Below are 23444 nucleotides of genomic sequence, written 5' to 3' on the forward strand. Positions count from 1 at the left end.
GGCGATATCCAACCGTTCAGCGGTATCGGTGCCGCAGTTCGAGCTATGTGGTTCTACTCACGTCGCAAGGGAGCGACTCGAGACCGTAGAGGCCGTTCAACGGCTGGAGATCCGATAGATCCGCCTCCAGTCGTTCGAAGCGCTCGAGCAGTTGCCCCAGGGCGACGTCGGCTTCCATCCGCGCGAGGTGGGCGCCGAGACAGAAGTGAACCCCCGTCCCGAACGCCATGTGGCGGTTCGGATGCCGCTCGGGCCGAAACTCCTCGGGCGCGTCGAAGACGGCCGGATCGCGGTTCGCGGCGCCCAGCCAGAGTGTGACGACGTCGCCGGTTTCGATCCGTCGCCCGTTTAGCTCGACGTCCTCCACGGCGATCCGCTTCAGTGATTGGATCGGCGACCGGTATCGGAGCACCTCCTCGATGGCCCGTTGGCGGTCGACCGCTCCGGTTCGGATCGCGTCCGTCACCTCCGCCTCCTTGACGGACCAGATCGCGTTGGTGAGGAGGTTCGTCGTCGTGATGTTACCCGCGAGGAGCAACAGCATACAGAACCCGACCTGCTCGCCCCTGGTCAGCTTCTCCGCGTTCGCCGCGAGCGTGATCAGATCGTCCCCGCTGCCGCCGTCGCGCTCTTCAAGCAGCGTCGCGAAGTAGCCGCCCATCTCTCGCTGGGCCCGCTCCTGTTCCCGTTGCACCCGTTCCAGTTCCGCCTCGGTGTCATCTTCGGGTCGCGCGACAAGCGCGTCCGACCAGGCTTTGAACTCCTCGCGGCGTTCGGCGGGGATCCCCAGCAGTTCGGCGATCACGATGACGGGAAGCGGAGTCGCGAACTCGTCAACGAAGTCGAACTCGTCCTCGCCCTCGAGGTCGTCCAACAACTCCTCCGTCACCGCCGCCACTCGCGGCTGATACTCCCGGATGGCTCCGGGCTGAAATCGTTCGTTGACGACCCCGCGGAGTCGAGTCTGTTCCGGCGGGTCGGTCGAGATCATCGTCTGCAGCATCGGGAGGTCCTCGTCACCGTCGCTGTCGCCGTCGTTCGAGGACTTCTCGGGATCGAACGCGCGGTTCGCCGTGAACGTATCGTGGTCTTTGAGCACGCGCTCGACGTCTTCGTACCGGAATACGTCCCACGTCTCTCGCTGCTCGTCGAAGTGGACCGGACGCTCCGCTCGCATCTCGGCGTACCACTCGAACGGCGAGAGTTGCCCCTCGCGGCTTCGGATCGCGTTCGGTGACCGGCCCACGCCGACGACTGAATCGGGGGACTGCATGATTTAATTGACCAATTAATCAGTCATAGCTCTTTTGGTGTCGTACTCCGGCTGTGGAATTCGATCTGATACGCGGGAGAACCATCGCTTTCGCAGAGACGGATTCGGGACGAATCGAAGGGACTCGAGTCGACGTAGCGACCGAATGCGACCCAGACGCAATCGGAACTGGTCGCTCGCTAGCTCTCGCGAGAGATATCGGCGAGAATCTCGTCGACGATCGCCTGCACCTGATCGACGGCGTCAGAGCGATCCGTCGTCGTCTGCGTGTGGATCCCCTGTTTGAGGAGGAAGAGGAGGTGATCCGCGGTCTGTTCGGGATCGACCGGCCGGAACTGCTCGCGTTCGATACCGGCGCGGATGATCTGCACGACCGCGTCTCGGAGCCCGTCCTCCACTGCCGTCGTTTTACTACGGAAATCGTCGTCCCACGTCGCGTGCGCCCACAGTTCGACGAAAACCCGCGCGATCGCCGTCTCGATATCGGACGGCGGAGCGGACATCACCGCTTCGACCTGCGCCGGTTCCGGGTGCAGGATTTGGCCGACGAACCGTCGAAGTTCCGTCTCCGCGTCGGTGATCGGTTCCTCGGCCCGCTGGCCGAGGAATATCTCGACGAAGACGTCGAGCATCGACAGTAACAATTCATCTTTGCTATCGAAGTAGTGGTAGATCAGCGACGGGTTCTGGCCCAGTTCGTCGCCGATATCCTTGATTGAGAGGTCCGCGTACCCGTGTTTGACGAGCGCGCGAAACGCGGCCTCTCTGATTCGTTGTTCGGTTTCGGGCTGACCGCTCATACTCGTACGTAGGGAATCCCCTCATAAGCCGATATCTAGTCGACCGTTGCGACGCACGCTTCCGAGCGGTACGATCTGGGTTGATGGACCGTCGAAGAGAGAGCTTCGGTCGTCTCGGTCGTCGAACGTCCGAAGGACCGACGGAGCGATCGACGCCAGCGATCGTGAAATACTAGGTTTCGTATATCTGTATGTGGTTTGTCGACCGCGAGAACGTCGTGTTTGACTCGCGTCGGTTGGTACTATCCGACGTCCAGAACCTGCTCGTAGGCTTCCGAGCTGTCCGGTACGCGACTTTTGGAAAACGAGAGACAACAGTGAGGCGAGAGGCGTGTATCTCGATCTCGGATGACACCGCGTCTCGAGGCCGCTCGAGACTGCTCGCTCTACGCGATCGAACGGGACTCGAGAACCAGAACGGAGGCGGAGTTCGCGCACGGACGCCGCGAGGAGTCGACCGGACCGTCAGGCGACGAACTCGGTGATCGTCTCGAACGACTCGTCCTCGATTGAGTTGGCGAGGTCGTCGCTCTCGAGGTCGTCGGGGACGTGCTGGGGGTACTTCCGACGGAAGTAGCCCACGATGTTCGTCAGATCCCGCCGGAGGAACTCGCCGGCGTTCTCGTGGTCGGTCGGCACGGCCTGGGGCCAGTCGAAGATCTTCACGCCCTCCTCGTTGACGAAGACGTTGTACTCGCTCATGTCCGCGTGGACATATCCGTTCGCGTGCGCGTTGGCGATCTCGGAGACGAGCAGATCGAGGACCCCCAGCACCTGATCGTCCTCGAGTCGCGTCCGGGAGAGTTCGACGCCGTCCATCTTCTCCATGACGATGGCGTGGCGGTTCTGGCCGATCGGCTGGGGGACCGAAACGTCCGGGTAGAGCTCTTCCAAGATCTCGTGTTCCCGCTCGGCGGCCTTCCGGGCGGTGTACATCCACGAGACGTGGTCGTTCTCCGAGGTGTAGTCGCGTTCCTTGTGGACCTCCCGGAAGTTCGTGTACCCCTCGCGGTGGTACTTCAGGGCCAGGGGCTTGTACGAGCGCACTTCGTAGACGTCGCTCTCCTTGCCGACGCCGAGCGGCGAGCCGAACTCGCCGATGGTATCGCGCTCGACGAGCGCGCGCAACGCGAGCGTATCGTACCCCTCGAATTGGAGGGTGTACCCCTCGTACTGAATCGTCTTCTTCTCGATCAACCCGCGTTTCAGACAGCGCTCGAGGCGGTAGTCGACCTCCTCTTCGGTCAGACTGGCGAACTTTGGGAGCTTCTCCCGCTGGACCCACTCCGAGAAGCGCATCCCCTGTTCGACCCCCGAGAGGAGATAGAAGTCTTCGTCCTCGAGCTCCGGGAGTTCCCCGGCGACGTTCCGCACCATAGCCCGGGATAGCCGGTGAGTACGTAAAAACGTCGTGACGTGGGGCGACTACAGGGCGGCAGGCGGCAGCCGAGGTATCTACGACGGAACGCGCGGCGGTGACGGCAGCGTACGTCCGCACATCGCACCCAATAAATCAGATATTGCGATATAGAATCCGATGTTCGGGCCTCGAGCGACTGCGGCGGCTCAGTCGAACCAGTCGATAGCTGGGCTAGCCGGGCCCACGTATCGATCGCCGTCCAACGATTTCGCCGCGAATCCGGAACCGGAGATCTCCATGAGACCGGCCGTGAGTGGAGAACTCAGACGTAAGAGGGCAGAGCCGAGTCCAACAATCGGATCAGATAGCGCGTTCAGCGCGCGATCCGATCGCGAATCCGAGCGACGGTTTCGACGAACGCGGTGCTCGCTCGATCTCGAGGCCGCTCCAGTCGGACGTCGACAACGTCGTCGACGCGGCCCGGCCGGTCGTCCATGACGACGACGCGGTCACCGAGTGCGATCGCCTCCTCGATGTCGTGGGTGACGAATAGCACGGTTTTGTCGGTCTCGCGCCAGATCTCGAGCAGTTCGCCGTGCAGTCGTTCGCGCGTGCCCGAATCGAGGCTCGCGAACGGTTCGTCCAGCAGTAACACCTCGGGATCGACGGCGAGGGCGCGAGCGATCCCAACCCGCTGTTTCATCCCGCCGGAGAGGTCGCGCGGATACGCGTCTCCGAACCCCGACAGTCCGACGAGTTCGAGCAGGTCGCGGACTCGCGCCTCGCAGTCCGGACAGTCGCAGGCGGGGCGATCGAGTCCGAACCGGACGTTTCCGCGGACGGTTCGCCACGGGAAGAGGGCGTCCTCCTGGAAGACCATCCCGCGATCGACGCCGGGTTCCGTAACGGGATCGCCGTCGACGAGGACCCGGCCCGCCGTCGGCGACTCGAGGCCGGCGATGAGTCGGAGCAGCGTCGTCTTCCCGCAGCCCGACGGACCGACCACGCAGCAGAACTCGCCGTCGGCTACCTCGAGCGAGACGTCGGCCAGCGCCTCGAGGCGAGCGCCGCGGGAGTCGTACCGCTTCGAGAGGCCGTCGACGACGATCTTCGCCGCGGCGGACTTCCGATTCGGATCGGTATCGGAGTCGATCACTGCCACGCGAGAACCCTCCGTTCGACCGCGCGAAACGCGACGTCCATGCCGACGTAAACGACGCTGATGAGGAACATGTACGCGATACTGGTGTCCAGCGCGAGGTTGTTCGAGGCGTTGACAATTTCGTAGCCGACGCCGGGCGCACCGAACAGTTCCGCGCCGACGACGATCATCCAGCACCGACCGATGCTCGTTCGAACGGCGGTGAGCACGCTCGGCGCGGCGGCCGGCAGGACGACGAGCCGGATCATCTGCCAGTCGGACTCGACGCCGAGCCCGGAAGCGACTTCGATGTACTCCCTCGAGACCCCCTCGACGCCGCTGTAGGCGCCATAAAGGGTGATCCAGAACGCCCCGACGAAGACGATAAACGCCGCACCGGTGTGGTGGATACCGAACCAGAGGACGGCGAAGACCACCCACGCCAGCGGCGGAATCGGGCGGAGGAGCCGGACGACCGGCCGGAGGTAGTCGTCGACGCGAGTCGACCAGCCCATCGCCACGCCGACTGCGATTCCGGCGACGTTCCCGACGACCAGACCGGGAACGTAGTGAAACAGACTCTGACTGAGTTTGTACAGTCCGATCGGGACCGCCGTGGTCCCCGCGACCGGAAGGTCGACGGAGGTCCGCCGGACGAAGAGGTCGACGAACGCGCTCGCCGACGCGACCGGTCCCGGCAGGAGATACGACGGCGTCGTCGCCCGCGCAGCGAGCCACCAGAGGGCGAGGAAGGCGGCGATTCCGATCGTCCCGCGGACGAGTCGGGTTGGATCGCCGCCGACGAGTCGCGCCGTCCGACCGTCCGCCTCGAGGTCGAGGTCGACGCTCATTCGCTCACCGCGTCGTACGCGTCGAAGTGGAACAGGTCCTCATTCGAGACCACCGCATCGGTGTTGCCGACGTCGGCGACGTACCGTGCGATCCGTTCGGTTGGATCGGCGATCCGATGCGGGTCCGAGTAGAAGTTCGCCGCCTTCGACTCCATCGCCGCCGCGGCGCGTTCGTCACTCGTTCCGGAACCGATGACTGTACTCGCGTGTTCGGCGGCTGTCTCCGGGTTCTCGCGGATGAACTCGGTCGCCTCGAGGTGCGCCGAGACGAGTGCCCTCGCGAGGTCGGTCGCCTCGAGGACGCGCTCCTGAGCGAACATGACGGTGACGGGGTGGTCGGGGAAGACGTCGCCCGACCAGGCGAGCGACCGAAAACCGTCGTCCCCGTCGCCGATGGCGGTCGCGTACGGTTCCTGAATCATTGTCGCGTCGAGGTCGCCCGACGCCATCGCCTGCGGGGTCCTCGCCGGCGGCACCGTCGGTTTCGAGACGACCGATTCCAGCTCGCCGAGGTCGAGGTCTCGCTCGATCCAGTAGCGCAACACCGCGTCTGGAACGCTGCCGTCGGGTGCCGCACCGATCCGCGGTTTTCGGCCCTCTCGAGACTCGAATCGCGAGAACGCGTCGCGACCGTGCTCGTCGTATAGGTCCGCAAACGTCGACGTACCCATCACGCGGAATCCCTCGCAGGAGTTCACGGTCAGAACGCCTGCCGGTTTCCCCCGGTCGACAAGCACCATCGCCGGCGTGACGCCGAAGAAAGCGACGTCGATCTCGTCGCCGGCGAAGGCTTTGACGACGTCCGGCCCCGACGCGAACCGTTCGGGCGTCACGTCCGCTGAGACGTCGTCGTAGAGCCCCTCCTCGGTCATCACGTAGTGGTGCATGTTCGGATAGATCGGCACGTACGCGACCGACAGCGTATCGAGGTCACCGCTCCCGGCGAGCGAATCGAGGCAACCGGCCGTCGAGAGGCCGAGCGATGCGACTGCCGTACCGCGCTTCAGGACGGTTCGACGGCGCTGATCCAGCATTGATAATAAAATTCTGTACGTAGATAATATATATTGCTAATCCACTCTAGTGAGTTGATACAGCTCTCGCTCTCTGGCTCACCGAAGACGCGATACAGTTCCAATACGGTGGACGGTCCCAGCGATCGACAGCGAAACGACGCAACCACTAACACGGTCGCCGGCGACCGGTGACGTATGAACGACCTCGCCGATCGGGAGTGGCGGCTGATCCGGGACGAGCCCCGCGAGGGAGCCGTCCAGATGTCCCTCGAGGAGATCGCGGCGCAAACGGCTCTCGAGGACGACCTGCGGACGGTTCGAGTCTACTCGTGGGAGCCGAGCACGCTGTCGCTGGGGTACCGCCAGGACGCCGACACCGTCGACTGGGAGTACTGCGAGCGCGAGGGGATCGACGTCACCCGTCGCCAGACCGGCGGGGGCGGGATCTACCACGATCGGGACGCGGACATCTCCTACACGATCGTCGCGCCCGCCGACGAGGTGCCGGGGGATCTGATGGACTGTTATGAACTGTTCTGCGAGCCGATCCTCGAGGGGCTCCGGGAGATGGGCGTCGACGCCGACTTCGCCGCGACCGAGCAGGCGTCGATCTACCAGCCCTCCTGCTACCTGCGGGACATCAACCCGGCCCACGACGTGGTCGCACCCGCCGATGCGGGCGCGGAGGCGAAGAAGATCAGCGGCAACGCACAGTACCGCCAGCGCGACGTCGTCATCCAGCACGGGTCGATCAGCTACGACCTCGAGCCCGAGCGCCACGTCGGCGTCTTCGATACCGACCTCGAGCCGGAGACGTTCGCTGACCGCGTGACGAGCGTCCGCGAGCAGGCGGGAATCGATCGCGAGGCGGCTGTCGAGACGCTGGCGATGGCGCTGGGGGAGTGGTGTGACGCCGATGAAGGGACGTGGCGCAACGGGGAACTCGAGGCGGCCCGCGACCTCGCCGATCGGAAGTTCGGCGCGGACGCGTGGATCCGGAATCGAGCGGTGCTGGAAGCGGACGGCGAGTGACCACGAGAAACGGATCGGTTGCGAAGCGGCGCGGATCGGCCGCGAGGCGGCGAGGCCCTTAGCTGGCGATGGCCTTCCAACTCCAACCGGCGAGGATGATCAGGACGACTGCCATGGCGAAGAACACGCCCCACTGCGCGGCTCCGGAGTCGGCGATCGGGGCGAAGATATCGACCAGCCCGGTCGCCTGCATCGCACCGAGCACGAGTAGCCACAGACCCAGGATCGAGACGACCGCGATCCCGATCCAGTTGCGGGTCATCCACTTCGTCTCCGCCTCGGCCTCCTCCTTGGAGGTCGTCGGCTTCTCCGTCGGCTCTCGATCCGGTTCGGACATAGTGGTGCCTACCACGGACGCGCGGGAAACGGTTCCACCTGCAGGATCCGGGGTTCGATCGATTCCGCCGAAAGCGACCCCGGACCGTCTCGAGTGGCGAATCGATCGCTCTTCGAGGGGCGAGTCACTCGAGAACGCCGTCCTGCCGTCGTCGCAGCGTGCCCCGGACGATCGGCGTCGCCGGGAAGACGCCGTCGTCGAGGCGATCGATCTCCTCGACCGCCAGCGCCTCGTGGTCGACGAAGCGCGTGACCGTGTCTCGGGTGAGGTGACAGCCGCCCGCGACGCGCTTCCAGACGGGATCGAGCAGTCGCTGCCCGCTCCCGCGCCAGCCGTCGGCGCCGACGTGCTCGAGGAAGCGGAACTCGCCGCCCGGTTTCAGCACCCGGACGACCTCCTCGAGCGCGGCGTCGGGATCCTGAACGGTACAGAAGACGACGCCGGCGAGGACGACGTCGAAGCTGTCGTCGGGATAGGGCAGCGACTCGGCGCGGGCGTCCCGGAGGTCGACCGCGAGGCCGGCCTCACGGGCGGCCTCGGCCGCCCGCTTGCGCATGTTCGGGTCCGGTTCGATCGCGTGGTACTCGAGATCCCCCGCGGTGCCGTCGACGACGAACGGGAACATGTCCCCGGTGCCACAGCCCAGTTCGAGCGCGCGACCCGAGAGGTCCCGGGCGAGGTAGCCGCGCTCGGCCTCGAGGGCCTCCGGTTCCGGGAGGAAGTCGTAGCAGGCGGCGAAGAGCGGGTGGTCGACCTCGTATTCGTCTGCCGATCGCGTCGCGGATTCGGGAGTCAAGTCGGACATCTCACTCGAGGTGACGACGGACTGATGTGTAATGGTTTCCCGTGGCAGGAGTGTTCGATCGCGTCTCAGCGGATCGTGTCCGGAATGCGCTCGATTACGTCGGTCGCGACGACGCCCGGTCCGTGGTCGGCCGTCGCCAGTTCGCCGGACTTTCCGAGGATCCACGCGCCCAGTTCGGCCGCCTCGCGCCGGTCCATCCCCTGGCCGAGCAGCGAGGCGATGATGCCGACCATCGTGTCGCCGGTGCCGGCGACGGTCATCGCGGACGTCCCCGTCTCGTTTTCGAGCCGCTCGCCGTCGGCCACGATCTCGTCGACGTCGCCGGTCAGCGCCACCACGGCGCCGGTCTCCGTCGTGAACTCGTCAAGCGAGCCGTACTCGTCGCGGATCGGTCCGACCTCCGCGCCGCTGGGTGTGAGCACGGCGTTCGAGAGGTCGGCATCGAGCGACGGCTCGAGGGCAAGGGCGTCGACGACCATCGGAACGTCGACGGTGTCGATCGCCTCGTAGACGGCCTCGGGATCGGCGTCGACGAGGCCGGGGCCGATCACGAGCGCGTCGGCCCACTCGCCCATCTCGCGGGTGCGTTCGACCGCGCTCTCCTCGAACTGTTCGCCCGCGTAGCGGTCGACCAGCAGGTTCGGATCCTGCCCCGCGACGATCTCGTAGATCGGATCGGGAACGAACGTTCGAACGTGGTCGGAGCCGGTTCGCAGCGCCGCGCGGCCGACGAGCGCCGGCTGGTTGGGGTACTCGATCGACCCGGCGACGATGCCGATCCGGCCGTTGTCGATCTCTTCCTCGGAGATGTTCGAGAGCGTTCGCTGCAATCGTCCCATACCGCACCTCGAGAAGCGGGACGGGTAGACGTTCGGCAGGCGAGTTACGGTCGTTTTCGATTCGATCGTTCCGGTCGGGAGCGGTCCCACATCCCGTCTCCGGCCGCTCGATCGCCCCCATCGTGTGCTACGATAAACCATAGTACGTGGCCGCCGTAGCTAGCTGTATGTTCAACGACAGAACCGACGCTGGCGAACGGCTCGCCGCCAAACTCGAGTCCCGCGGCCTCGAGGCCGACGTCGTCCTCGGGATTCCCCGCGGCGCCTTGCCCGTCGCGCGGCCGGTCGCGGACGCGCTGGACGCGGACCTCGACGTGGTGGTCGCCCGGAAGATGGGCGCGCCGGGGAATCCCGAGCTGGCGATCGGCGCGGTTGCCAGTGACGGCAGCGTCTGGTACAACGACGACCTCCTCGAGCGACTCGGCGTCTCCGAGGGCTACCTCGAAGAGATCCGCGAAGAGGAGGCCGAAAACGCCGCGGACAAAGCGGACCGCTACCGGCCGCGGGATCGGTCGGGACTGCCCGACCTCGAGGGGAAGCGCGCGGTCGTCGTCGACGACGGCGTCGCGACCGGCGCGACCGCGACGGCCTGTCTCCGACAGGTGCAGGATTCGGGCGCCGAGTACGTCGCGCTGGCAGTTCCGGTCGGCTCGCCACGCGGCGTCGCCGACCTCGAGCGCGAAGCCGACGAGGTGATCGCCCTCGAGACGCCCGAGTCGTTCCGCGCGGTCGGCCAGTTCTATCGCGAGTTCGGACAGGTAACCGACGAGGAAGCGATGGCGTACCTCGACCGCTGAGCGGACGTCATTCGATCGGAATCCGGGTGACGCTCCGGGCGGGTGAACGGATCGGTACGGTCGTGTCCGCGTCGAACTCCCAGTACTCGGTCTCTGCCGACTCGAGCGGGCCCGCGTCGCGGGCCCGCACCTCGAGGTCCTCGAGCGTTCGTTTGATACCCAGATGGTGGCCCGCGCCGACGACGGCGACGACGTCGTGGCCCTCGCTGCGGAGCGCGTGGAGCCGCCGGCCCATCGATCGATCGCGGCGGTCGATCATGATCTCGGTCAGTTCCGGGAGGAGCAGCCGCATCTGTTCGATCGCCGGCTGGACGTCCTCGCCGCTGGTGATCTCCTCGAACGACGTCGTCAGCAGCTCGAGCTGTTTGGCCTGTCGGTCCGGCCCCATCCGCTGGGTGCGCGCGAACAGCTTCGGGAGCAGCTCCGGTCCGACGCGGTCGGCGAGCGCGGAAAGCGTCTCCGCGATCGGATCGTCGATCAGCGCGACGTCTATATCCAGTTCGGCCGCGGTCTCGACGGCCGCCTCCATGTCGGTCTGGCCGGGATCGAGCCCGTATAGCCGGACGACCGTCCGCTGGACCGCCTGCAACACGGTGTAGGCCGCCGCCGTCGCCGGCGGCAGCTCCTGGGCCAGTTCGAGGGGGCTGCGGCCGCTTCGCTCCTCGAGGCGGTCGTATCGCCGGTCGTCGAGTTCGACGGCGACGACGTCCGGTTCGGTCTCGCGGATCGTCGACCGGACCCGACGCCGGTGGGTCGGCGAGAAGTGGACGCTCGGAACGATCGTAATGGTTCCCTGGGCGGACATGCTCGTCGTGGTACGCTCGCCACGGCCTTGAAACGGTGACCCGACCGCGCCGGGAGGATAGAACTGGAAGAACAACCCGTCTCAGGGCCAGAGGCCGCGCGCTTCGTGGGCCTCGGCGACCCGCGAGAGCGCGACGGCGTAGGCCGCGTCGCGCCACGTGAGGTCCTTCGCCTCGACCTCGTCGCGGACGGCCGACCAGGCGTCGACCATCTCGGTCTCGAGTTCCTCGTGGACCCGTTCTAGGCTCCAGGCGCGGCGGTTGATGTCCTGGAGCCACTCGAAGTAACTCACCGTCACGCCGCCGGCGTTGGCGAGGATGTCGGGGACCACGTGAATTCCACGCTCCTCGAGAATGGTGTCGGCGGCGAACGTCGTCGGGCCGTTGGCGCCCTCGACGACGACGTCCGCGTCGATCGCGTCGGCGTTGTCCGCGGTGATCACGTTGCCGACGGCGGCCGGTACGAGGACGTCGACGTCGAGTTCGAGCAGTTCGTCGTTCGAGAGCCGGTCGACGTCCGTGCCGACGGCGGCGGCGTAGGCGGTGACCGCCTCGGGCTCCTCGTCGTGGGACGGGATGTCGGCGACGTCGATCCCGTCTGGGTCGTAAACGGCGCCGTTGACGTCAGAGACGGCGACGACGGTCGCACCCCACTCGTCGAGCAGGCGCGCCGCGTTCGCGCCGACGCTGCCGAAGCCCTGGACGGCGACGGTGACGTCCTCGAGCGGGTAGCCGTAGTAGTCGCAGGTCTCGCGCGTGATGATGGCGACGCTGCGGCCGGGCGCCTCCTCGCGGCCGTGGGAGCCGCCGACGACGGGCGGTTTGCCGGTGACGACGCCGGGGATGGTCTCGCCCTCCTGCATGCTGTAGGCGTCCATCAGCCAGGCCATCGCCTCCGGACCGGTCCCCATATCGGGGGCGGGGATGTCCGTCGTTGGTCCGATCACGTCGCGGATCTCTTGGGCGAACCGGCGCGTGAGCCGCTCGGTCTCCTCGTCGGACAGGGACTTGGGGTCGACCACGACGCCCCCCTTCGCGCCGCCGAAGGGGAGGTCCATCACCGCGCACTTCCAGGTCATCCACATCGAGAGGCCGACGCACTCGTCGCGCGTCACCTCAGGATGGTATCGGAGGCCGCCCTTGTACGGCCCGCGGACGCTGTCGTGCTGGGCGCGGTAGCCGGTGAAGACGTCGACGCTCCCGTCGTCGCGCTTGAGCGGAACGGCCACCTCGTGGACCGCCGCGGGGTGTTTGAGCCGCTCGAGGACGGCGTCGTCGATCTCGAGGTGGGTCGCGGCGCGATCGAGTTGTCTGCGCGCGGTCTCGAGGGCGGTTTCGGTCGACTCAACCGGGCGGTGCTCCTTGGGTGGTGTCGTCGACTGCTGGTTCGAAGCCATGAAGTCGAAACGGGGGTTATTCGATCGGTGTACCGCGATTACGCATGTCGCCGCCGCAGTCGGGGCAGGTCGTTCCCGACGGCGCGCGAACGACGGTTCCGCAGTCGAAACACTCGTAGGTCGATTCCTCGTCGGGGGCGAGTTGAACGTCTTTCATGGAGAGATCGGTCACGGCACTTAGGAATAATAAGGATATTAGGATAGGTATATTCGTAGGATAGCTAGCGTCGATGGGTAGCCGGGGTTCACTATTCAACCCCCAGCGCAGCATTTGCCGGGAGTCCGAGCTCGTCGAACAGGAGAACGAAGAGTTTCCGCTGGACCGCCCGCACGTGACGGTAGAACGCGGCCGAGGAGATGCCGAGCGTGGCGGCCATCTCCTCGCCGGACTGCTCACGGGGCGACTCGAAGTAGCCGCCGTAGTAGGCCAGCTGGACGACCTCAAGTTGGCGCTCGGTCAGTCGCTCGAGCAGTTCGCTCCGGAGGTCGCGCGCGGTCGTTCTGTCGACGGTCCGCTTGGCGTGGAGGTCGACATCGTCGAGCGCGTTCGAGACGACGTCGACGCTGTTGCCCGCGTCGACGGTCGGCGGAACGTCGACGACGACGCGCGCACCGTCGGGGGACGCCTCCACGCTGCGGAGCACAACGCCGTGGTCCGCGAGGCGCAACGCCAGAAACGGCGGCGCCAGTTCGAGCAGGACCGTCCCCCTGTGATCGTCCGTGGCCTCGGTCTCGCCGTCCCCGAAACCGACCGCTCGAGCGCCCTCGACGGCGACGAGATCGGCGGCTGCCTCTACGACGGCGTCCGCCGGGGCGCCCTCGACAGTCGCGAACACCGCGGCGCCGTCCTCGTGGAGGCGGACGCCGCCGTCGAACGAGAGGACACAGTCGGCTCGCCGGGCCAACCGGGAGAAGACGAAGCTCTCGTCGCCGACGTCGAACTCGAGGCGGGTCCGGGAGTCAGTCAGCAGCGCCTGTTTGCGCTCGACGGCGGCGATGGCGGAGGCGATCGTCTCGCCCAGTTCCGCGAGGACGCTCCGCGTGACCTCGTCGAAGGCGTCGGGGCGATCAGCGTAGACGGCCAGCATGCCGTAGGTGAATTCGTCGTAAGCCAGGGGCACGCCCGCGACGGACTGGTACTCCCGCGAGAGCGCCGCCGAGCGCCACGGCTCCTCGCGGAGCCCGTCAGCGACGTTCGAGACGACCGTTACCTCGCCGTCGGCCGCCGCGCGGGCCGCGGGTTCGGCCGCGTCGGCCAGCGAGAGTGAGACGCCGTCGAGGTAGTCCCGGCCGCGGCCGGTCCCGTCGTGGGTGCTCGGCTCGAGTCGCTCGCCCGGGGCGTCGGTCGTTCCGATCCAGGCGAACGCGAACCGATCGGCCGCGGTCAGTCGCTCGCAGACGGCGGTCTCGATCTCCTCGCGGGTCTCGGCCCGAACCAGCGCCGCGTCGATCTCGCGGATGATCTCGTTGATCCGATCGAGCCGCGTGAGCCGCCGGTTCTGGCGCTTGAGTTCCCGGTCGCGCTCACGGAGGGACCGCTCGCGTTCGACCCGATCGAGGGCGGCCTCGGCCGTCGCCGCCAGCAGGTCGGTCAGTTCGCGGTCGACATCGTCGAACGCGTCGCGCTCCGACGAGCCCGCGAGGAAGACGCCGTGATCGCCCAGCGGGACGACCGCCGCGCCCCGGATATCGGTCGTCGGGTCCGCCAGCGCCTCGGCGTCGCGGACGTCCGTGAAAAACCGGGACTCGCCGTCGATGAAAGCCCGACCCGAGACGCTCTCTTCGCCGACCGGATGCCGCGAAAGCGGTCCGTGGAGGCGGTTCATCCCCGGCGATGCGGCGACCGGCTCGAGGACGTTTTTGTCGCCGTCGAAGAGGTAGACGCCGCTGGCCTCGAGATCGAGTACGTCGGCGGCGTCGGCCGCGACGCGGTCGGCGATCTCGCGGTCGCTCTCGGCGTAGAGCAGTTCGCGTGCGGTCCGGTGGAGGGCGGTCAGGGCCTCCTCGCGGCGCTTTCGCGTCGTGACGTCGCGACAGCTGTATAGGGTCGTCCCACCCTGGATCGCGACCTCGCGGATGTTGACCAGCAGCGTGTGCTCGCGGCCGGCCCTGTCGGTGGCCGTACACTCGATGTTGGTGAGCACGCCCTCCCGCTCCAGCTCCTCGCGGTCGAAGAGCTCCGACCCCAGGAGCTCGTCGATCGTCCCCATCTCGTAGATCTCCTCGTCGGTGTAGCCGAAGATGAAGTGGACGTTCGGACAGACGTAGGTGAACGCGCCGTCGTCGTCCGCGATGAGGACGGTGTCGGTCATGTTGTTCAGCGTCACCCGGTGGAGCTCCTCCGACTCGCGCAGTTCCCGCTCGAGTCGGGCCCGTTCGGTGACGTCGTTCGCCCGCGCAAGCAGGGAGACGACGGTCCCGGACTCGTCGCGAACGGGTCGGACTATCACCTCGAGCGTCCGCGAGTCGTCGGCCGTATCGGCTCCGGCGTCAGTTTCGGTTTCGACGCCGGCATCGGTGTCCGTACCCGCGCCGTTCGTCCGCGCCCCGCGGTCGAGTACGAGGGTCACCTCGCGGTAGACGACCGTCCCGTTCGCCGCTCGGTCGACCGCGGTCCCGATCGTCGATCGATCCTCCTTGAGGCGGTTCCACAGCGGGAGCGCCGCGAACGGCTCCCCGCGAACGTCGGCGCCGGCCGCGTCGGGCGTTCCGCGCGCCTCGAGGGCGCGCTCGTTGGCCCGACGCACTCGTCCGTCCGGCTCCAGCACCCACGCGTACGTCTCGGGATCGTCGAACACCGCGCCGAACTGGCGGGCGCGCTCGCGGCGCTCGCGCCGGTCGCGGCCCGCCTCGATCGCCCGTTCGACGGCCGCCTCGAGAGCCGAGGCGTCGCAATCGGCCGGCACGTACTCCGTGACGCCCGCGGCGATCGCATCGGCGGCGAGAGCCTCGCCGCCGTTGCCCTCCCGGGGCGCGAGGACGATCGGAACGTCCGGATCGCGGTCGCGGATCCGTTCGACGAGTTCGAGGCCGGTGGCGTCGGCCACCGACTGGGGCGTCAGGACGCAGTCGACCGACCGCGTCTCGAGGGCCTCGAGGGCCGCCGCCGCGCTCGAGACCCCCTCGTCGCTCCGCCGCGAGTCGAGCGAATCGAGCAGTGGCGCCGGGTCCGCTCCGGACGGTTCGACGACGAGCACGGTTCCGTCGTCGGTTCCTGCGGTAACCATTCGTCGTGTGTAGGGGCTCGGAGCGATAGAATCCATCGCTTCTCCTCGGCCCGTGCGAGGCGACGGACCGATACGCGTTCCCGTCTCGAGGCCCTGGTATCGGGTATGCGCGTCGCCGTCACCGTCGACGATCGGGAGCCCGCGGGCCTCGTCGAGGCCGTCCGCGACCACCCCGACGTGACGGAGGTCGTCGTCGACCGGCTGTCGACCGGCGACCTCGCGATCGATTCGGTCGGTATCGAACGCAAGACTCTACGGGACTACGTCAACAGCGCGATGGGCCGCTCGGGATCGGACCTCACCGATCAGGTCGAGCGCATGGCCGCCGCATACGACCACTCCTACGTCCTCCTCGAGGGCGACTTCGCCGATCTCGCGACCCTGCGGACGGCCGTCTCCCCCGAGTCGGTCCGGGGGTCGATGGCTTCGATCACGGCCCGCCACGAGGTGCCGGTCGTCCCCTGTACAGACCGCGCGCACCTCGTCGACTACGCGATCCGGTTGGGACGAAAGCACGTCGAGGAGCCCTCGAATCGCCGGCTCCCGGTCGGCTCCGTTCCGAGCCGTCGCGAACCCACGACCAAGCGCATGTACGGTTGTATCGAGGGGATCGGTCCCGAACTCGCTGCGACCCTCTACAAGCGCTACCCTACTGTCGAGTCGCTGCTCGAGGCCTCTCTCGAGGACCTCACGGAGATCGAGGGGATCGGCGAGCGGCGGGCGCGGACGATCGACGCCGCGTTTCGCGAGGACGGACGTCCGGAGTAACGCCGCAGCGAGCAGCGGTCAGGAGCGCAGGTCGAACGGTTCGATTGTGTCGGTACCACCGGCGTGTAACGTTCACGCGGCCAGCGGACCGTTCAGACTCAGGCCGGCCCCTTATCCCGGCCGACTGGCTACGGGCTGACGCGATGGTTGGTTTTCGAGACCGCTTACTGCTACTGACCGGTGGCGCGACCGCGATTGCGATCGGTGCCGTACTGGCCAGCAGCGGCCTCGTCGACGTCGGAATCGGCGACCGGGTGAGTTCCGGCGTCGTCACGGGCGTCTCGCTGCTGGTGCTCTCGCTGATCGCCGCAGGGTGGTACGAATCGCAGGACCAGGAATTTGACTCGTGACGTCCGTGGGGGCTGACGACGACCGTAGTCGTCTGGCACCGTCCGTAGCGACCTGACTCGAGGGGCATCGAACGACGAGATCGAATCCAGCGTCTAGTCGGTTCGATCGACCGGCCATGCCGTCTCCATTGGAATCCACTTCTCTTCGGGATCGACGCGACCCGCGCGGACGGCGTTGAGGACGGCCCCGAGCAGGAGACAGAGCCCGCCCAGGTACACCCACGTCAGGAGCAACAGGACGGCGCCGGCGATCCCGAACAGGGCGACGCTCTCGGACGCCGAGACATAGAATCGGAACCCGACGGCCAGGACGGTCCAGGAGACCGCCGCGAAGGCCGTCCCGGGGAGCACCTCGCCGACCGAGACGTCGGGCTGGGGAAAGAGGTAGTACATCGGGAAGAAGACCGCGAGCAGCAGCACGGCCAGCAGCAGGGTGCTGCCGGCCGTCGTCCAGCCGCCGTCGACGACCACCGAGAGGCTGACGCCGACGACGGTGACCAGTGCGACGCCGACCGCGATCGTCACCGTGACGAGGACGGTGTAGAGAGCCGTGACGAGCGTGACCGTCGCCGCCGTCGCCACGTACGACTCGTCCGTCCGGCCGCCGTACACGCCCGTGAACGCGCTGTTGATCGCCTGGAACAGCCGGACGGCGCTCCAGAGCAGGACCGCCACGGCGAGCAGCGCCGCCCGCGTCCGAGCGCTGCCCCCGGTCATCCCCTCGAGGCCGCCGTCGGTCACCGTCCCTTCGAGTCCGGCCGCCGTCTCGAGCGTGGACACCAGCGGCTCGAGGCCGTCGACCAGCGAGGCGCCGACCAGCGCCAGGATGACCAGCGGAACGAGCGTGTTGAACGCGTGGTAGGCCAGTCCCGCGGCCGTGACGCTGAGCTGGCGTTCGTGAGCGACCGCGACGACGTCACGAACGAGCGCGAGATGACTCGAGTCCGCCATGTCCTGACCTCAACGATCGGTCGGAAATGGATTCGGCCGGCAGACTCCGCTTTCCGACGGGCACAGAACCGGCCTCCGTCTCCCGGTTAGAGGGAGACCGTCGCGAAGAACTGGAACTCGAGCGCTACTCGTCGTGGCGAATGGCCTGTACGTGGCCGACGACGCCGCTTTTCAGTTCGACCTCCGGTCCCTGGGGATCGTCGCCGTAGATCGTCCCGACCTCGCCGATAATCGGTTCCGTGTCCGTCGACTCGACGTCCTGATCGCCCTGCACGATCTCGACGGTGACGCCCTGTCGCAGTTCCTCGGCTGTCGGTCGTTCGTTGGACATGGGCGATGGTGGGTCGGTCGCGTCGAAAAGCGTAGTGCCTGCAGTCGTCGGAGCCGGTCGCTCGCTCCGGGTAACCGAGGGGCGGCATCGACCTGAACTCCAGCCAGCGGTGGCGCGCGCTGTGCCGTGGTGAGCGAAGCCCGTAGCGAAGCGAACCGCGGCACGAAGCCGTGCGAGGGATGAGTGAGCGACCGGAGAGAGCGAACGAATCGGTTGGGGAGGGAGTGGCAATCCCCCGCTGCCAGGATGAGCAGAACTCCCGTTGTATCCAGTTCCGTTGACTCTCGTTCCATTCGTAGCTCGAGCACTCAGCCAGTCGAATCCGAACTCAAGAACCGAGTACACAAAATGCAGCCGAGCGTTCAGACGACGTCGCCGCGAACGGTCACACCGTCCTGTTGTTCGCGCCAGGCGTGAAGCTCCTGGGCCGCGGTCTCGGCGTCGGCTTCGTCCAACCCGAGCATCTCGAGGGCCTGCGAGAGCGTCGGCAGCGCCAGTTCGCTCTCCCGGAGCTTGCGAAACGCCTCCTCGCTCGTGGTGCCGTCGGCCCAGAGACAGACGCCGCGGGGGTCGAGCAACTGGGTGTAATCCTCGCGCAGTTGCGCCCCGCGCAGCCGCTGGGTGACGTTATCCTCGAACGGCGAGTTACAGACCTCGAGGTGGATCGGCTCGTCGTCGCCCAGCAGGTGGGCGGCGAGACACTTCTCGGGGGCGGCGTGGCCGTTCGCGTTGGCCCGCAGGTACTCCGGATGCGCGGCGGCCCAGTCGGCCCGAACGGACTTGCCAATCCCCTCGATATCGTACTCGGCGGCGAGTTCGTCGACATCGACCCCGCTATCGCCACTGTCGTCGCGCATCAGCACGTCCTTCGTCACGTAGATGTCCAGTCGCTCGACGGGATTGAGTCCGAGCGCGATGTCGCCGAAGGCCCATACTTCCCGGACCGGGACCGGCATGCGCTCGCTCTCGACGGTGTCGACGAGGGCTTCGAGACGGTCGACCGCGTCGTCGCGGTCAAATCCATTCATGACGCGTACGTGCGGGCTCGAGTCGCAAAACGGTTTCTTCAGAGCGCTCGAGCCCGCGGCGGGCGATGGAACCGTCGATTGTCGATCGAGACTCGAGCCGGCTGCGACGCTTGTGTCAGGAGAGCACCTTTTTATCGGTTCCCGGAGAACGGAATCCTATGCGACACCGGATATTCAACGAGGACGGCGAGGAAGAACTCGTGTTCGTCATGGGCTGGGGCAACCGCTGGACCCACGAGAACGTCAGCTGGCTCATCGGGAAGCTGACCGAGGCCGGCTACCGGATCCACGCGTTCGAACTCCCGACGAACATCGACGACTTCAAAGCCGACTGGCTCGAGCCGATCGCCGAGTACGTCCGCGATCTCGAGGGGTATCAGCTGCTTGGCCACAGCGCTGGCGCGCTGATCGCACAGGCCCTAGACGGCGCGGACAATCACGTCTACCTGAGCCCGTGGTGGGGCTACGGCGAGACGTTCCCCGAGCCGCTGCTCGAGGCCGTCTCGAAGCTACCGACGACGCTGCCCTGCCTCCCAGTGTCCGGGCTCGACCGCGAGGCGATCGGCGAGGAGGCCACCGACCACCAGCTCGAGACGACGCCGAACTGGGTCTCGCCAGCGTTCGTCCGCGAGACGCGCCGCGCCCAGGAGGAACTGCTGACGATCGATCACGACGCGGTCGTCTTCTGCTCGCTGCGCGACCCCGTGATCAGCCTCCGGCCGATCGGCGAGCGCGTCCCCGCCGAACACGTCGTGCTCTACGACGGCGGCCACGAACTGTTTTCCTCCGCAAGCCGCGAGCGCCACCTCGAGACCCTGCTTGCCGCCCTCGAGGACGGCGCCGTGGCCGTCGAAACGGACGACGAATCCGAAGAAGAGACGGATCCGGTACCGGCCTGAAGGTCGCGGCTCACCCGTCATACGACGACAAGCCCGTGACGCTCTCACTCGAGTCCATCAGTCCGGAAGCGAGAGCACGATGGTCGTCCCCGACGACTTCTCGACCAGTTTCACACTACCGCCGGCCTGCACGACGATCGTCCGAACGATCCAGAGGCCAAGCCCCTCCGAGTGGATCATCGGCGACTCGATCCCCTCCTCGAGGACGGTTCGCTCGGTCGCCGGCAGCCCGGGGCCGTCGTCGTCGACGACGATATCGACGCCCTCGCCCGTTCGCCGAACCGCGATGCGAACCGCGGGATCCGCCCGCTCGCTGTGTTCGATGGCGTTGCCGAGCAGTTCCCGGAGCGCGCGTTCGATCTTCGGCGTCGTCCGCACGTAACACGTCTCGGGACGGTCGGTGTCGATCGTCACTGCCGGATAGCCATCGCGGACGTCGTCGACGACGGCGTCGATCGCCGCGGTGAGGTCCAGCCGGCGAACCGGCTCGTCCCCGTCGAGGACGGCGTCCCGGAGACACCGCGTCTTGGATCCGAGTTCGACCAGTCGATCCGTCTGGTGTTTGATCTCCGCGAGGTACGGGTCGACGTCCGCCGGAACCTCGTCGTTCGCCTCGAGGAGTTCGGCGTTGCCCCGGATGACGTTACAGTTGTTCCGCAGGTTGTGCCGCAGGAGTCGGTGCAGCACGCTCGTCTGCTGGAGCGCGTGCTCGAGTCGGTCGGTCGTCCGTTCGTGGCGCCGTTGATTCGAGCGTACGAGCGCGTAGACCAGACCGGTCGACCCGATGACGAAGAGCCAGCCCTTCGCAGTCTGGAGCCGCGCCGTCGTCTGCGGATCGCCGACCAGTTCCAGCACGACGTAGTCAGTAACGATGATCCACGACACCCCGACGAGAAGGTACGTGAACGCGATTCCGACGGCGCTTCGAAGTCGACTGGTCCTCGATTCCATTGTGTGTTCGGGAACGACGGCACTCGTCGACGATTCACTTCTATATGTGTGGGAACATCAAACAATTACTAAAAGACTTGTCCCGTCACCGTCGGTCAGAGCGCGTCGACCAGCACCCGGAACTGCGACCGACTGTTAGTGACCAGTGCGCGGAGGAACCTGGGGCGCGCGGTCGCGAACGCGTCGGCGAGTGCCGCTGTAGCATCCTCCAAAATTCCTGTACCGTGCCCGAGGAGAATCTGCTCCGGCGCGATCCCCGTAAACGCCGCCGTCGGTGGCGTGAGACGCGCCAGCAGGTAGACGGCGAGCCGTTCGTCGCCGGCAAGGTACGGGGGCGCCGTCCCCAGGAGATCGGGCACGTACAGCGTCCCGTTCGATCGACGATACGCGATTGCTTCGTGCCAGCCGGGGAACGGACTCGCCTCGCGGACGGCGAATCCGGACGCACCGATCTCGTCGGTGACGGACTCGAACTCGAGGTCGATCTCGGACAATCGATCGACGGCCCGGTCGAGCCATGACGGAACGAAGACCGGAACGTCGTATCGGCGGGCGAACGCGGCCGCGTCGCGAGCGTGGTAGTCCGAACAGACGACGACGCCCGCGACCTCGCCCCTGCGCTCGAGTTCGTCGTCGATTCCGGGCGCCTCGAGCGGGTCGAACAGCCAGAGCCGATCGTCCGCGCCGACCAGCGCGTGACTGGCACGTTGACCGGTCTCATCGGGATGAGCGAGCCAGCCGATCCCGTCGTCGAACTCGTCGACGAGTCGGTAGCCGGTCGACGGGGACCTATCGTAGGCCGTCATGTCTGGCCCGTCTCGAGGGCGCCTGAAAGGCGTTTCTGTCGAATCGCGGACTCGGACCTCGCCAGCGACTATCGACGGGCTCGAGTCACCCTCTCGTAGACGAAACCGTGATGGGCGGCGACCGACAACGGACCGCTAATGGACTGTAACCGGTGTGGCGAGGAGGCGGTGATGCACGCCGCCTACTCTGGGGCACACCTCTGTGCGGATCACTTCCGCGAGTCGGTCGAGAAGCGAGTGCGCCGCCGGGTGCGGCGGGACGATCTGGTTCCGCGAGACGCGACGCCCGAAAACCCCCAGACGTGGGTGATCGGCCTCTCCGGCGGCAAGGACAGCGTCGTCCTGACGCAGATCCTTCACGACACGTTCGCCGAGGACCCGCGTATCGAACTCGTCGGCTTGACGATCCACGAGGGGATCGAGGGCTACCGCGACAAGTCGATCGACGCCTGCGTCGAACTCGCCGACGACCTGGAGATCCGCCACGAACTCGTCTCCTACGAGGAGGAGTTCGGCGTCCGGATGGACGACGTCGTCGAGGACGACCCCGAGAACATGGCCGCCTGCGCCTACTGCGGCGTCTTCCGCCGTGACCTCCTGGAGGAGTACGCCGAGAAACTCGAGGCCGACCTCCTGCTGACCGGCCACAATCTCGACGACGAGGCCCAGACGGCGCTGATGAACTTCCTCGAGGGCGACGTCGAGCAGATCGCGAAACACTTCGACGCCAGCCTCGGTGCCCTCTCCGAACGCGAGGAACAGGTGGAGTTCGTTCCGCGTGCCAAGCCGCTGCGGGACGTCCCCGAAAAGGAGGTCGCCCTCTACGCCCACATAAACGACCTCCCCGCCCACATCACGGAGTGTCCCCACGCGAGCGAGGCCTACCGCGGCGAGATCCAGCAGTTGCTGTACGACTTGGAGGAGAACCATCCCGGTACCCGCCACTCGATCCTCGCGGGCTACGAGGATCTGGCCTCGATCGCCGCCGACGAGTTCAGCGGCGACGACGGCGCCGACCTCCGGGAGTGCGTCGAATGCGGCTCGACGACGACCCGCGAGATCTGTCGAAAGTGTTCGCTGCTCGAGTCGCTGGCCTGAACTGACTCGAGGCTTAGCCACTCGTATCTCACAAGGCGGCATCGCAGTAGTCACACGTCGTGCGATCTGGATCGTTCGGCGCGCCGCAATCCGGACAGTTCGTCGGCCGCTCGGCGCCTCTCGTCTCGTCCGCGTGGCCGTCGCGATCCGTTTCTTCGCCGATCCTGTCGTACTCGAGGTGCGAACCGCAGTAGGGACAGTAGTTGGGCAATCCGGTACTCTCGCCCTCTCGAACCCGGTTCGGTACACTTGCACGATGCCGATCGCGAGCAGCGGCACGAATATCGCCCAGCCGATCGGCCCCATCGCGACGAGAACGAGCAATGTGCCCGTCGCTGCCGCCGAGCGACCGACAACGCTGCGAGGATCCTACCCGTTCGGCTGATAGAGCTGGAGATCGACCGTCGTATACGGTCGTAAACGGGAGGGAAAGCGACTGCTATCGTTCTCGAGACTCGTCACTCAGGGACTCGAGACGAACGCCGAAAAACGGATCCGATCCGTCGATCGATCCGCGAGTAGTGGTGTGTCGTATCGCGGACCGCCTGCCGCGGACGGCGGATGGTGTGTCAGGTGTATCGATG

At 66.7% G+C, this 23444-nt stretch carries 25 protein-coding genes; 6 read left to right on the plus strand and 19 right to left on the minus strand.

The window, feature by feature from the left end:
• Positions 1-43: 43 nt before the first annotated feature.
• The 6 genes from EH209_RS04680 to EH209_RS04705 all read right to left on the minus strand — a co-directional run bounded on the left by EH209_RS04680 (position 44) and on the right by EH209_RS04705 (position 6459).
• Positions 44-1273, minus strand: a complete 1230-nt coding sequence (locus EH209_RS04680) for a cytochrome P450 (protein WP_126661765.1) — start codon at positions 1271-1273, stop codon at positions 44-46.
• 179 nt (positions 1274-1452) lie between these two features.
• Positions 1453-2073, minus strand: coding sequence for a TetR/AcrR family transcriptional regulator (locus EH209_RS04685; RefSeq protein ID WP_126661766.1), 621 nt, complete (start codon positions 2071-2073; stop codon positions 1453-1455).
• A gap of 465 nt (positions 2074-2538) precedes the next feature.
• Positions 2539-3450 (minus strand): serine/threonine-protein kinase RIO2, encoded by a 912-nt coding sequence (locus EH209_RS04690; protein WP_126661767.1) that lies wholly within the window; start codon positions 3448-3450, stop codon positions 2539-2541.
• Positions 3451-3806: 356 nt separating this feature from the next.
• Positions 3807-4589: an ABC transporter ATP-binding protein gene (locus EH209_RS04695; RefSeq protein WP_126662522.1), complete on the minus strand. Its 783-nt coding sequence runs from the start codon at positions 4587-4589 to the stop codon at positions 3807-3809.
• Positions 4586-5425 (minus strand): ABC transporter permease, encoded by an 840-nt coding sequence (locus EH209_RS04700; protein WP_126661768.1) that lies wholly within the window; start codon positions 5423-5425, stop codon positions 4586-4588. The genes EH209_RS04695 and EH209_RS04700 overlap by 4 nt, the downstream gene beginning before the upstream one ends.
• Entirely contained in the window at positions 5422-6459 is a 1038-nt protein-coding gene (locus EH209_RS04705; RefSeq protein ID WP_126661769.1) for an ABC transporter substrate-binding protein, read from the minus strand. The genes EH209_RS04700 and EH209_RS04705 overlap by 4 nt, the downstream gene beginning before the upstream one ends.
• A 177-nt stretch (positions 6460-6636) precedes the next feature.
• Here EH209_RS04705 and EH209_RS04710 point away from each other — a divergent pair, with 177 nt between their 5' ends.
• The gene (locus EH209_RS04710; RefSeq protein WP_126661770.1) at positions 6637-7473 is read left to right on the plus strand and encodes a lipoate--protein ligase family protein; all 837 of its coding nucleotides are present in this window, start codon (positions 6637-6639) and stop codon (positions 7471-7473) included.
• A gap of 58 nt (positions 7474-7531) precedes the next feature.
• On the opposite strand, the gene EH209_RS04715 is transcribed toward EH209_RS04710, so the two are convergent.
• The 3 genes from EH209_RS04715 to EH209_RS04725 all read right to left on the minus strand — a co-directional run bounded on the left by EH209_RS04715 (position 7532) and on the right by EH209_RS04725 (position 9454).
• Positions 7532-7810, minus strand: coding sequence for a hypothetical protein (locus EH209_RS04715; protein ID WP_008894279.1), 279 nt, complete (start codon positions 7808-7810; stop codon positions 7532-7534).
• Positions 7811-7934: 124 nt separating this feature from the next.
• Positions 7935-8615, minus strand: a complete 681-nt coding sequence (locus tag EH209_RS04720; RefSeq protein WP_126661771.1) for a class I SAM-dependent methyltransferase — start codon at positions 8613-8615, stop codon at positions 7935-7937.
• A 65-nt stretch (positions 8616-8680) separates the two neighbouring features.
• Complete coding sequence (locus tag EH209_RS04725) at positions 8681-9454, minus strand: NAD(P)H-hydrate dehydratase (protein WP_126661772.1); 774 nt, start codon at positions 9452-9454, stop codon at positions 8681-8683.
• Positions 9455-9621: 167 nt separating this feature from the next.
• Here EH209_RS04725 and EH209_RS04730 point away from each other — a divergent pair, with 167 nt between their 5' ends.
• Positions 9622-10251, plus strand: coding sequence for a phosphoribosyltransferase (locus tag EH209_RS04730; protein ID WP_126661773.1), 630 nt, complete (start codon positions 9622-9624; stop codon positions 10249-10251).
• 7 nt (positions 10252-10258) lie between these two features.
• On the opposite strand, the gene EH209_RS04735 is transcribed toward EH209_RS04730, so the two are convergent.
• The 4 genes from EH209_RS04735 to EH209_RS04750 all read right to left on the minus strand — a co-directional run bounded on the left by EH209_RS04735 (position 10259) and on the right by EH209_RS04750 (position 15678).
• The gene (locus EH209_RS04735) at positions 10259-11056 is read right to left on the minus strand and encodes a TraB domain-containing protein (RefSeq protein ID WP_126661774.1); all 798 of its coding nucleotides are present in this window, start codon (positions 11054-11056) and stop codon (positions 10259-10261) included.
• Positions 11057-11137: 81 nt separating this feature from the next.
• Positions 11138-12451, minus strand: a complete 1314-nt coding sequence (gdhB, locus tag EH209_RS04740; protein WP_126661775.1) for a glutamate dehydrogenase GdhB — start codon at positions 12449-12451, stop codon at positions 11138-11140.
• Between the two features lie 16 nt (positions 12452-12467).
• Positions 12468-12608 carry a rubrerythrin-like domain-containing protein gene (locus tag EH209_RS04745; protein WP_126661776.1) on the minus strand — a complete coding sequence of 47 codons (141 nt, stop codon included), beginning with the start codon at positions 12606-12608 and terminating at the stop codon, positions 12468-12470.
• A 91-nt stretch (positions 12609-12699) separates the two neighbouring features.
• Entirely contained in the window at positions 12700-15678 is a 2979-nt protein-coding gene (locus EH209_RS04750; protein ID WP_126661777.1) for a bacterio-opsin activator domain-containing protein, read from the minus strand.
• 105 nt (positions 15679-15783) lie between these two features.
• Here EH209_RS04750 and EH209_RS04755 point away from each other — a divergent pair, with 105 nt between their 5' ends.
• Together EH209_RS04755 and EH209_RS04760 are read left to right on the plus strand one after the other, a co-directional pair.
• Positions 15784-16446 (plus strand): ERCC4 domain-containing protein, encoded by a 663-nt coding sequence (locus EH209_RS04755; RefSeq protein ID WP_126661778.1) that lies wholly within the window; start codon positions 15784-15786, stop codon positions 16444-16446.
• A gap of 143 nt (positions 16447-16589) precedes the next feature.
• Positions 16590-16796: a hypothetical protein gene (locus tag EH209_RS04760; protein ID WP_126661779.1), complete on the plus strand. Its 207-nt coding sequence runs from the start codon at positions 16590-16592 to the stop codon at positions 16794-16796.
• Between the two features lie 93 nt (positions 16797-16889).
• On the opposite strand, the gene EH209_RS04765 is transcribed toward EH209_RS04760, so the two are convergent.
• The 3 genes from EH209_RS04765 to EH209_RS04775 form a co-directional block, all read right to left on the minus strand.
• Entirely contained in the window at positions 16890-17747 is an 858-nt protein-coding gene (locus tag EH209_RS04765; RefSeq protein ID WP_126661780.1) for a YihY/virulence factor BrkB family protein, read from the minus strand.
• A 124-nt stretch (positions 17748-17871) separates the two neighbouring features.
• Entirely contained in the window at positions 17872-18078 is a 207-nt protein-coding gene (locus EH209_RS04770) for a DUF2196 domain-containing protein (protein ID WP_008894268.1), read from the minus strand.
• Between the two features lie 362 nt (positions 18079-18440).
• Positions 18441-19106, minus strand: coding sequence for a DUF7095 family protein (locus EH209_RS04775; RefSeq protein ID WP_126661781.1), 666 nt, complete (start codon positions 19104-19106; stop codon positions 18441-18443).
• A 158-nt stretch (positions 19107-19264) separates the two neighbouring features.
• Here EH209_RS04775 and EH209_RS04780 point away from each other — a divergent pair, with 158 nt between their 5' ends.
• A complete protein-coding gene (locus EH209_RS04780; protein ID WP_126661782.1) occupies positions 19265-20005 on the plus strand; it encodes an alpha/beta fold hydrolase in 741 nt (246 codons plus the stop codon).
• Positions 20006-20062: 57 nt separating this feature from the next.
• Here EH209_RS04780 and EH209_RS04785 read toward each other — a convergent pair whose 3' ends face one another.
• Positions 20063-20956: a sensor histidine kinase gene (locus tag EH209_RS04785; protein WP_126661783.1), complete on the minus strand. Its 894-nt coding sequence runs from the start codon at positions 20954-20956 to the stop codon at positions 20063-20065.
• A 95-nt stretch (positions 20957-21051) separates the two neighbouring features.
• Positions 21052-21762 carry a hypothetical protein gene (locus EH209_RS04790; protein ID WP_126661784.1) on the minus strand — a complete coding sequence of 237 codons (711 nt, stop codon included), beginning with the start codon at positions 21760-21762 and terminating at the stop codon, positions 21052-21054.
• A gap of 138 nt (positions 21763-21900) precedes the next feature.
• On the opposite strand from EH209_RS04790, the gene ncsA reads away from it, so the two are divergent.
• Entirely contained in the window at positions 21901-22860 is a 960-nt protein-coding gene (ncsA, locus tag EH209_RS04795) for a tRNA 2-thiolation protein NcsA (protein WP_126661785.1), read from the plus strand.
• Between the two features lie 28 nt (positions 22861-22888).
• Here ncsA and EH209_RS04800 read toward each other — a convergent pair whose 3' ends face one another.
• Entirely contained in the window at positions 22889-23071 is a 183-nt protein-coding gene (locus EH209_RS04800) for a double zinc ribbon domain-containing protein (RefSeq protein WP_249038748.1), read from the minus strand.
• Positions 23072-23444 lie beyond the last annotated feature (373 nt).

Origin of the sequence: Haloterrigena salifodinae (assembly GCF_003977755.1) — an archaeon.
GTDB lineage: Archaea > Halobacteriota > Halobacteria > Halobacteriales > Natrialbaceae > Haloterrigena > Haloterrigena salifodinae.

What these genes read in the sequence shown, in the direction of transcription:
- EH209_RS04790 (WP_126661784.1), bottom strand. Translation starts at nt 21,762, where the DNA reads ATGACGGCCTACGATAGGTCCCCGTCGACCGGCTACCGACTCGTCGAC.
- EH209_RS04755 (WP_126661778.1), top strand. Translation starts at nt 15,784, where the DNA reads ATGCGCGTCGCCGTCACCGTCGACGATCGGGAGCCCGCGGGCCTCGTC.
- EH209_RS04785 (WP_126661783.1), bottom strand. Translation starts at nt 20,956, where the DNA reads ATGGAATCGAGGACCAGTCGACTTCGAAGCGCCGTCGGAATCGCGTTC.
- gdhB (WP_126661775.1), bottom strand. Translation starts at nt 12,451, where the DNA reads ATGGCTTCGAACCAGCAGTCGACGACACCACCCAAGGAGCACCGCCCG.
- EH209_RS04760 (WP_126661779.1), top strand. Translation starts at nt 16,590, where the DNA reads ATGGTTGGTTTTCGAGACCGCTTACTGCTACTGACCGGTGGCGCGACC.
- EH209_RS04680 (WP_126661765.1), bottom strand. Translation starts at nt 1,273, where the DNA reads ATGCAGTCCCCCGATTCAGTCGTCGGCGTGGGCCGGTCACCGAACGCG.
- ncsA (WP_126661785.1), top strand. Translation starts at nt 21,901, where the DNA reads ATGGACTGTAACCGGTGTGGCGAGGAGGCGGTGATGCACGCCGCCTAC.
- EH209_RS04700 (WP_126661768.1), bottom strand. Translation starts at nt 5,425, where the DNA reads ATGAGCGTCGACCTCGACCTCGAGGCGGACGGTCGGACGGCGCGACTC.
- EH209_RS04750 (WP_126661777.1), bottom strand. Translation starts at nt 15,678, where the DNA reads ATGGTTACCGCAGGAACCGACGACGGAACCGTGCTCGTCGTCGAACCG.
- EH209_RS04685 (WP_126661766.1), bottom strand. Translation starts at nt 2,073, where the DNA reads ATGAGCGGTCAGCCCGAAACCGAACAACGAATCAGAGAGGCCGCGTTT.
- EH209_RS04770 (WP_008894268.1), bottom strand. Translation starts at nt 18,078, where the DNA reads ATGTCCAACGAACGACCGACAGCCGAGGAACTGCGACAGGGCGTCACC.
- EH209_RS04745 (WP_126661776.1), bottom strand. Translation starts at nt 12,608, where the DNA reads ATGAAAGACGTTCAACTCGCCCCCGACGAGGAATCGACCTACGAGTGT.
- EH209_RS04730 (WP_126661773.1), top strand. Translation starts at nt 9,622, where the DNA reads ATGTTCAACGACAGAACCGACGCTGGCGAACGGCTCGCCGCCAAACTC.
- EH209_RS04765 (WP_126661780.1), bottom strand. Translation starts at nt 17,747, where the DNA reads ATGGCGGACTCGAGTCATCTCGCGCTCGTTCGTGACGTCGTCGCGGTC.
- EH209_RS04725 (WP_126661772.1), bottom strand. Translation starts at nt 9,454, where the DNA reads ATGGGACGATTGCAGCGAACGCTCTCGAACATCTCCGAGGAAGAGATC.
- EH209_RS04705 (WP_126661769.1), bottom strand. Translation starts at nt 6,459, where the DNA reads ATGCTGGATCAGCGCCGTCGAACCGTCCTGAAGCGCGGTACGGCAGTC.
- EH209_RS04775 (WP_126661781.1), bottom strand. Translation starts at nt 19,106, where the DNA reads ATGAATGGATTTGACCGCGACGACGCGGTCGACCGTCTCGAAGCCCTC.
- EH209_RS04715 (WP_008894279.1), bottom strand. Translation starts at nt 7,810, where the DNA reads ATGTCCGAACCGGATCGAGAGCCGACGGAGAAGCCGACGACCTCCAAG.
- EH209_RS04735 (WP_126661774.1), bottom strand. Translation starts at nt 11,056, where the DNA reads ATGTCCGCCCAGGGAACCATTACGATCGTTCCGAGCGTCCACTTCTCG.
- EH209_RS04720 (WP_126661771.1), bottom strand. Translation starts at nt 8,615, where the DNA reads ATGTCCGACTTGACTCCCGAATCCGCGACGCGATCGGCAGACGAATAC.
- EH209_RS04780 (WP_126661782.1), top strand. Translation starts at nt 19,265, where the DNA reads ATGCGACACCGGATATTCAACGAGGACGGCGAGGAAGAACTCGTGTTC.
- EH209_RS04710 (WP_126661770.1), top strand. Translation starts at nt 6,637, where the DNA reads ATGAACGACCTCGCCGATCGGGAGTGGCGGCTGATCCGGGACGAGCCC.
- EH209_RS04690 (WP_126661767.1), bottom strand. Translation starts at nt 3,450, where the DNA reads ATGGTGCGGAACGTCGCCGGGGAACTCCCGGAGCTCGAGGACGAAGAC.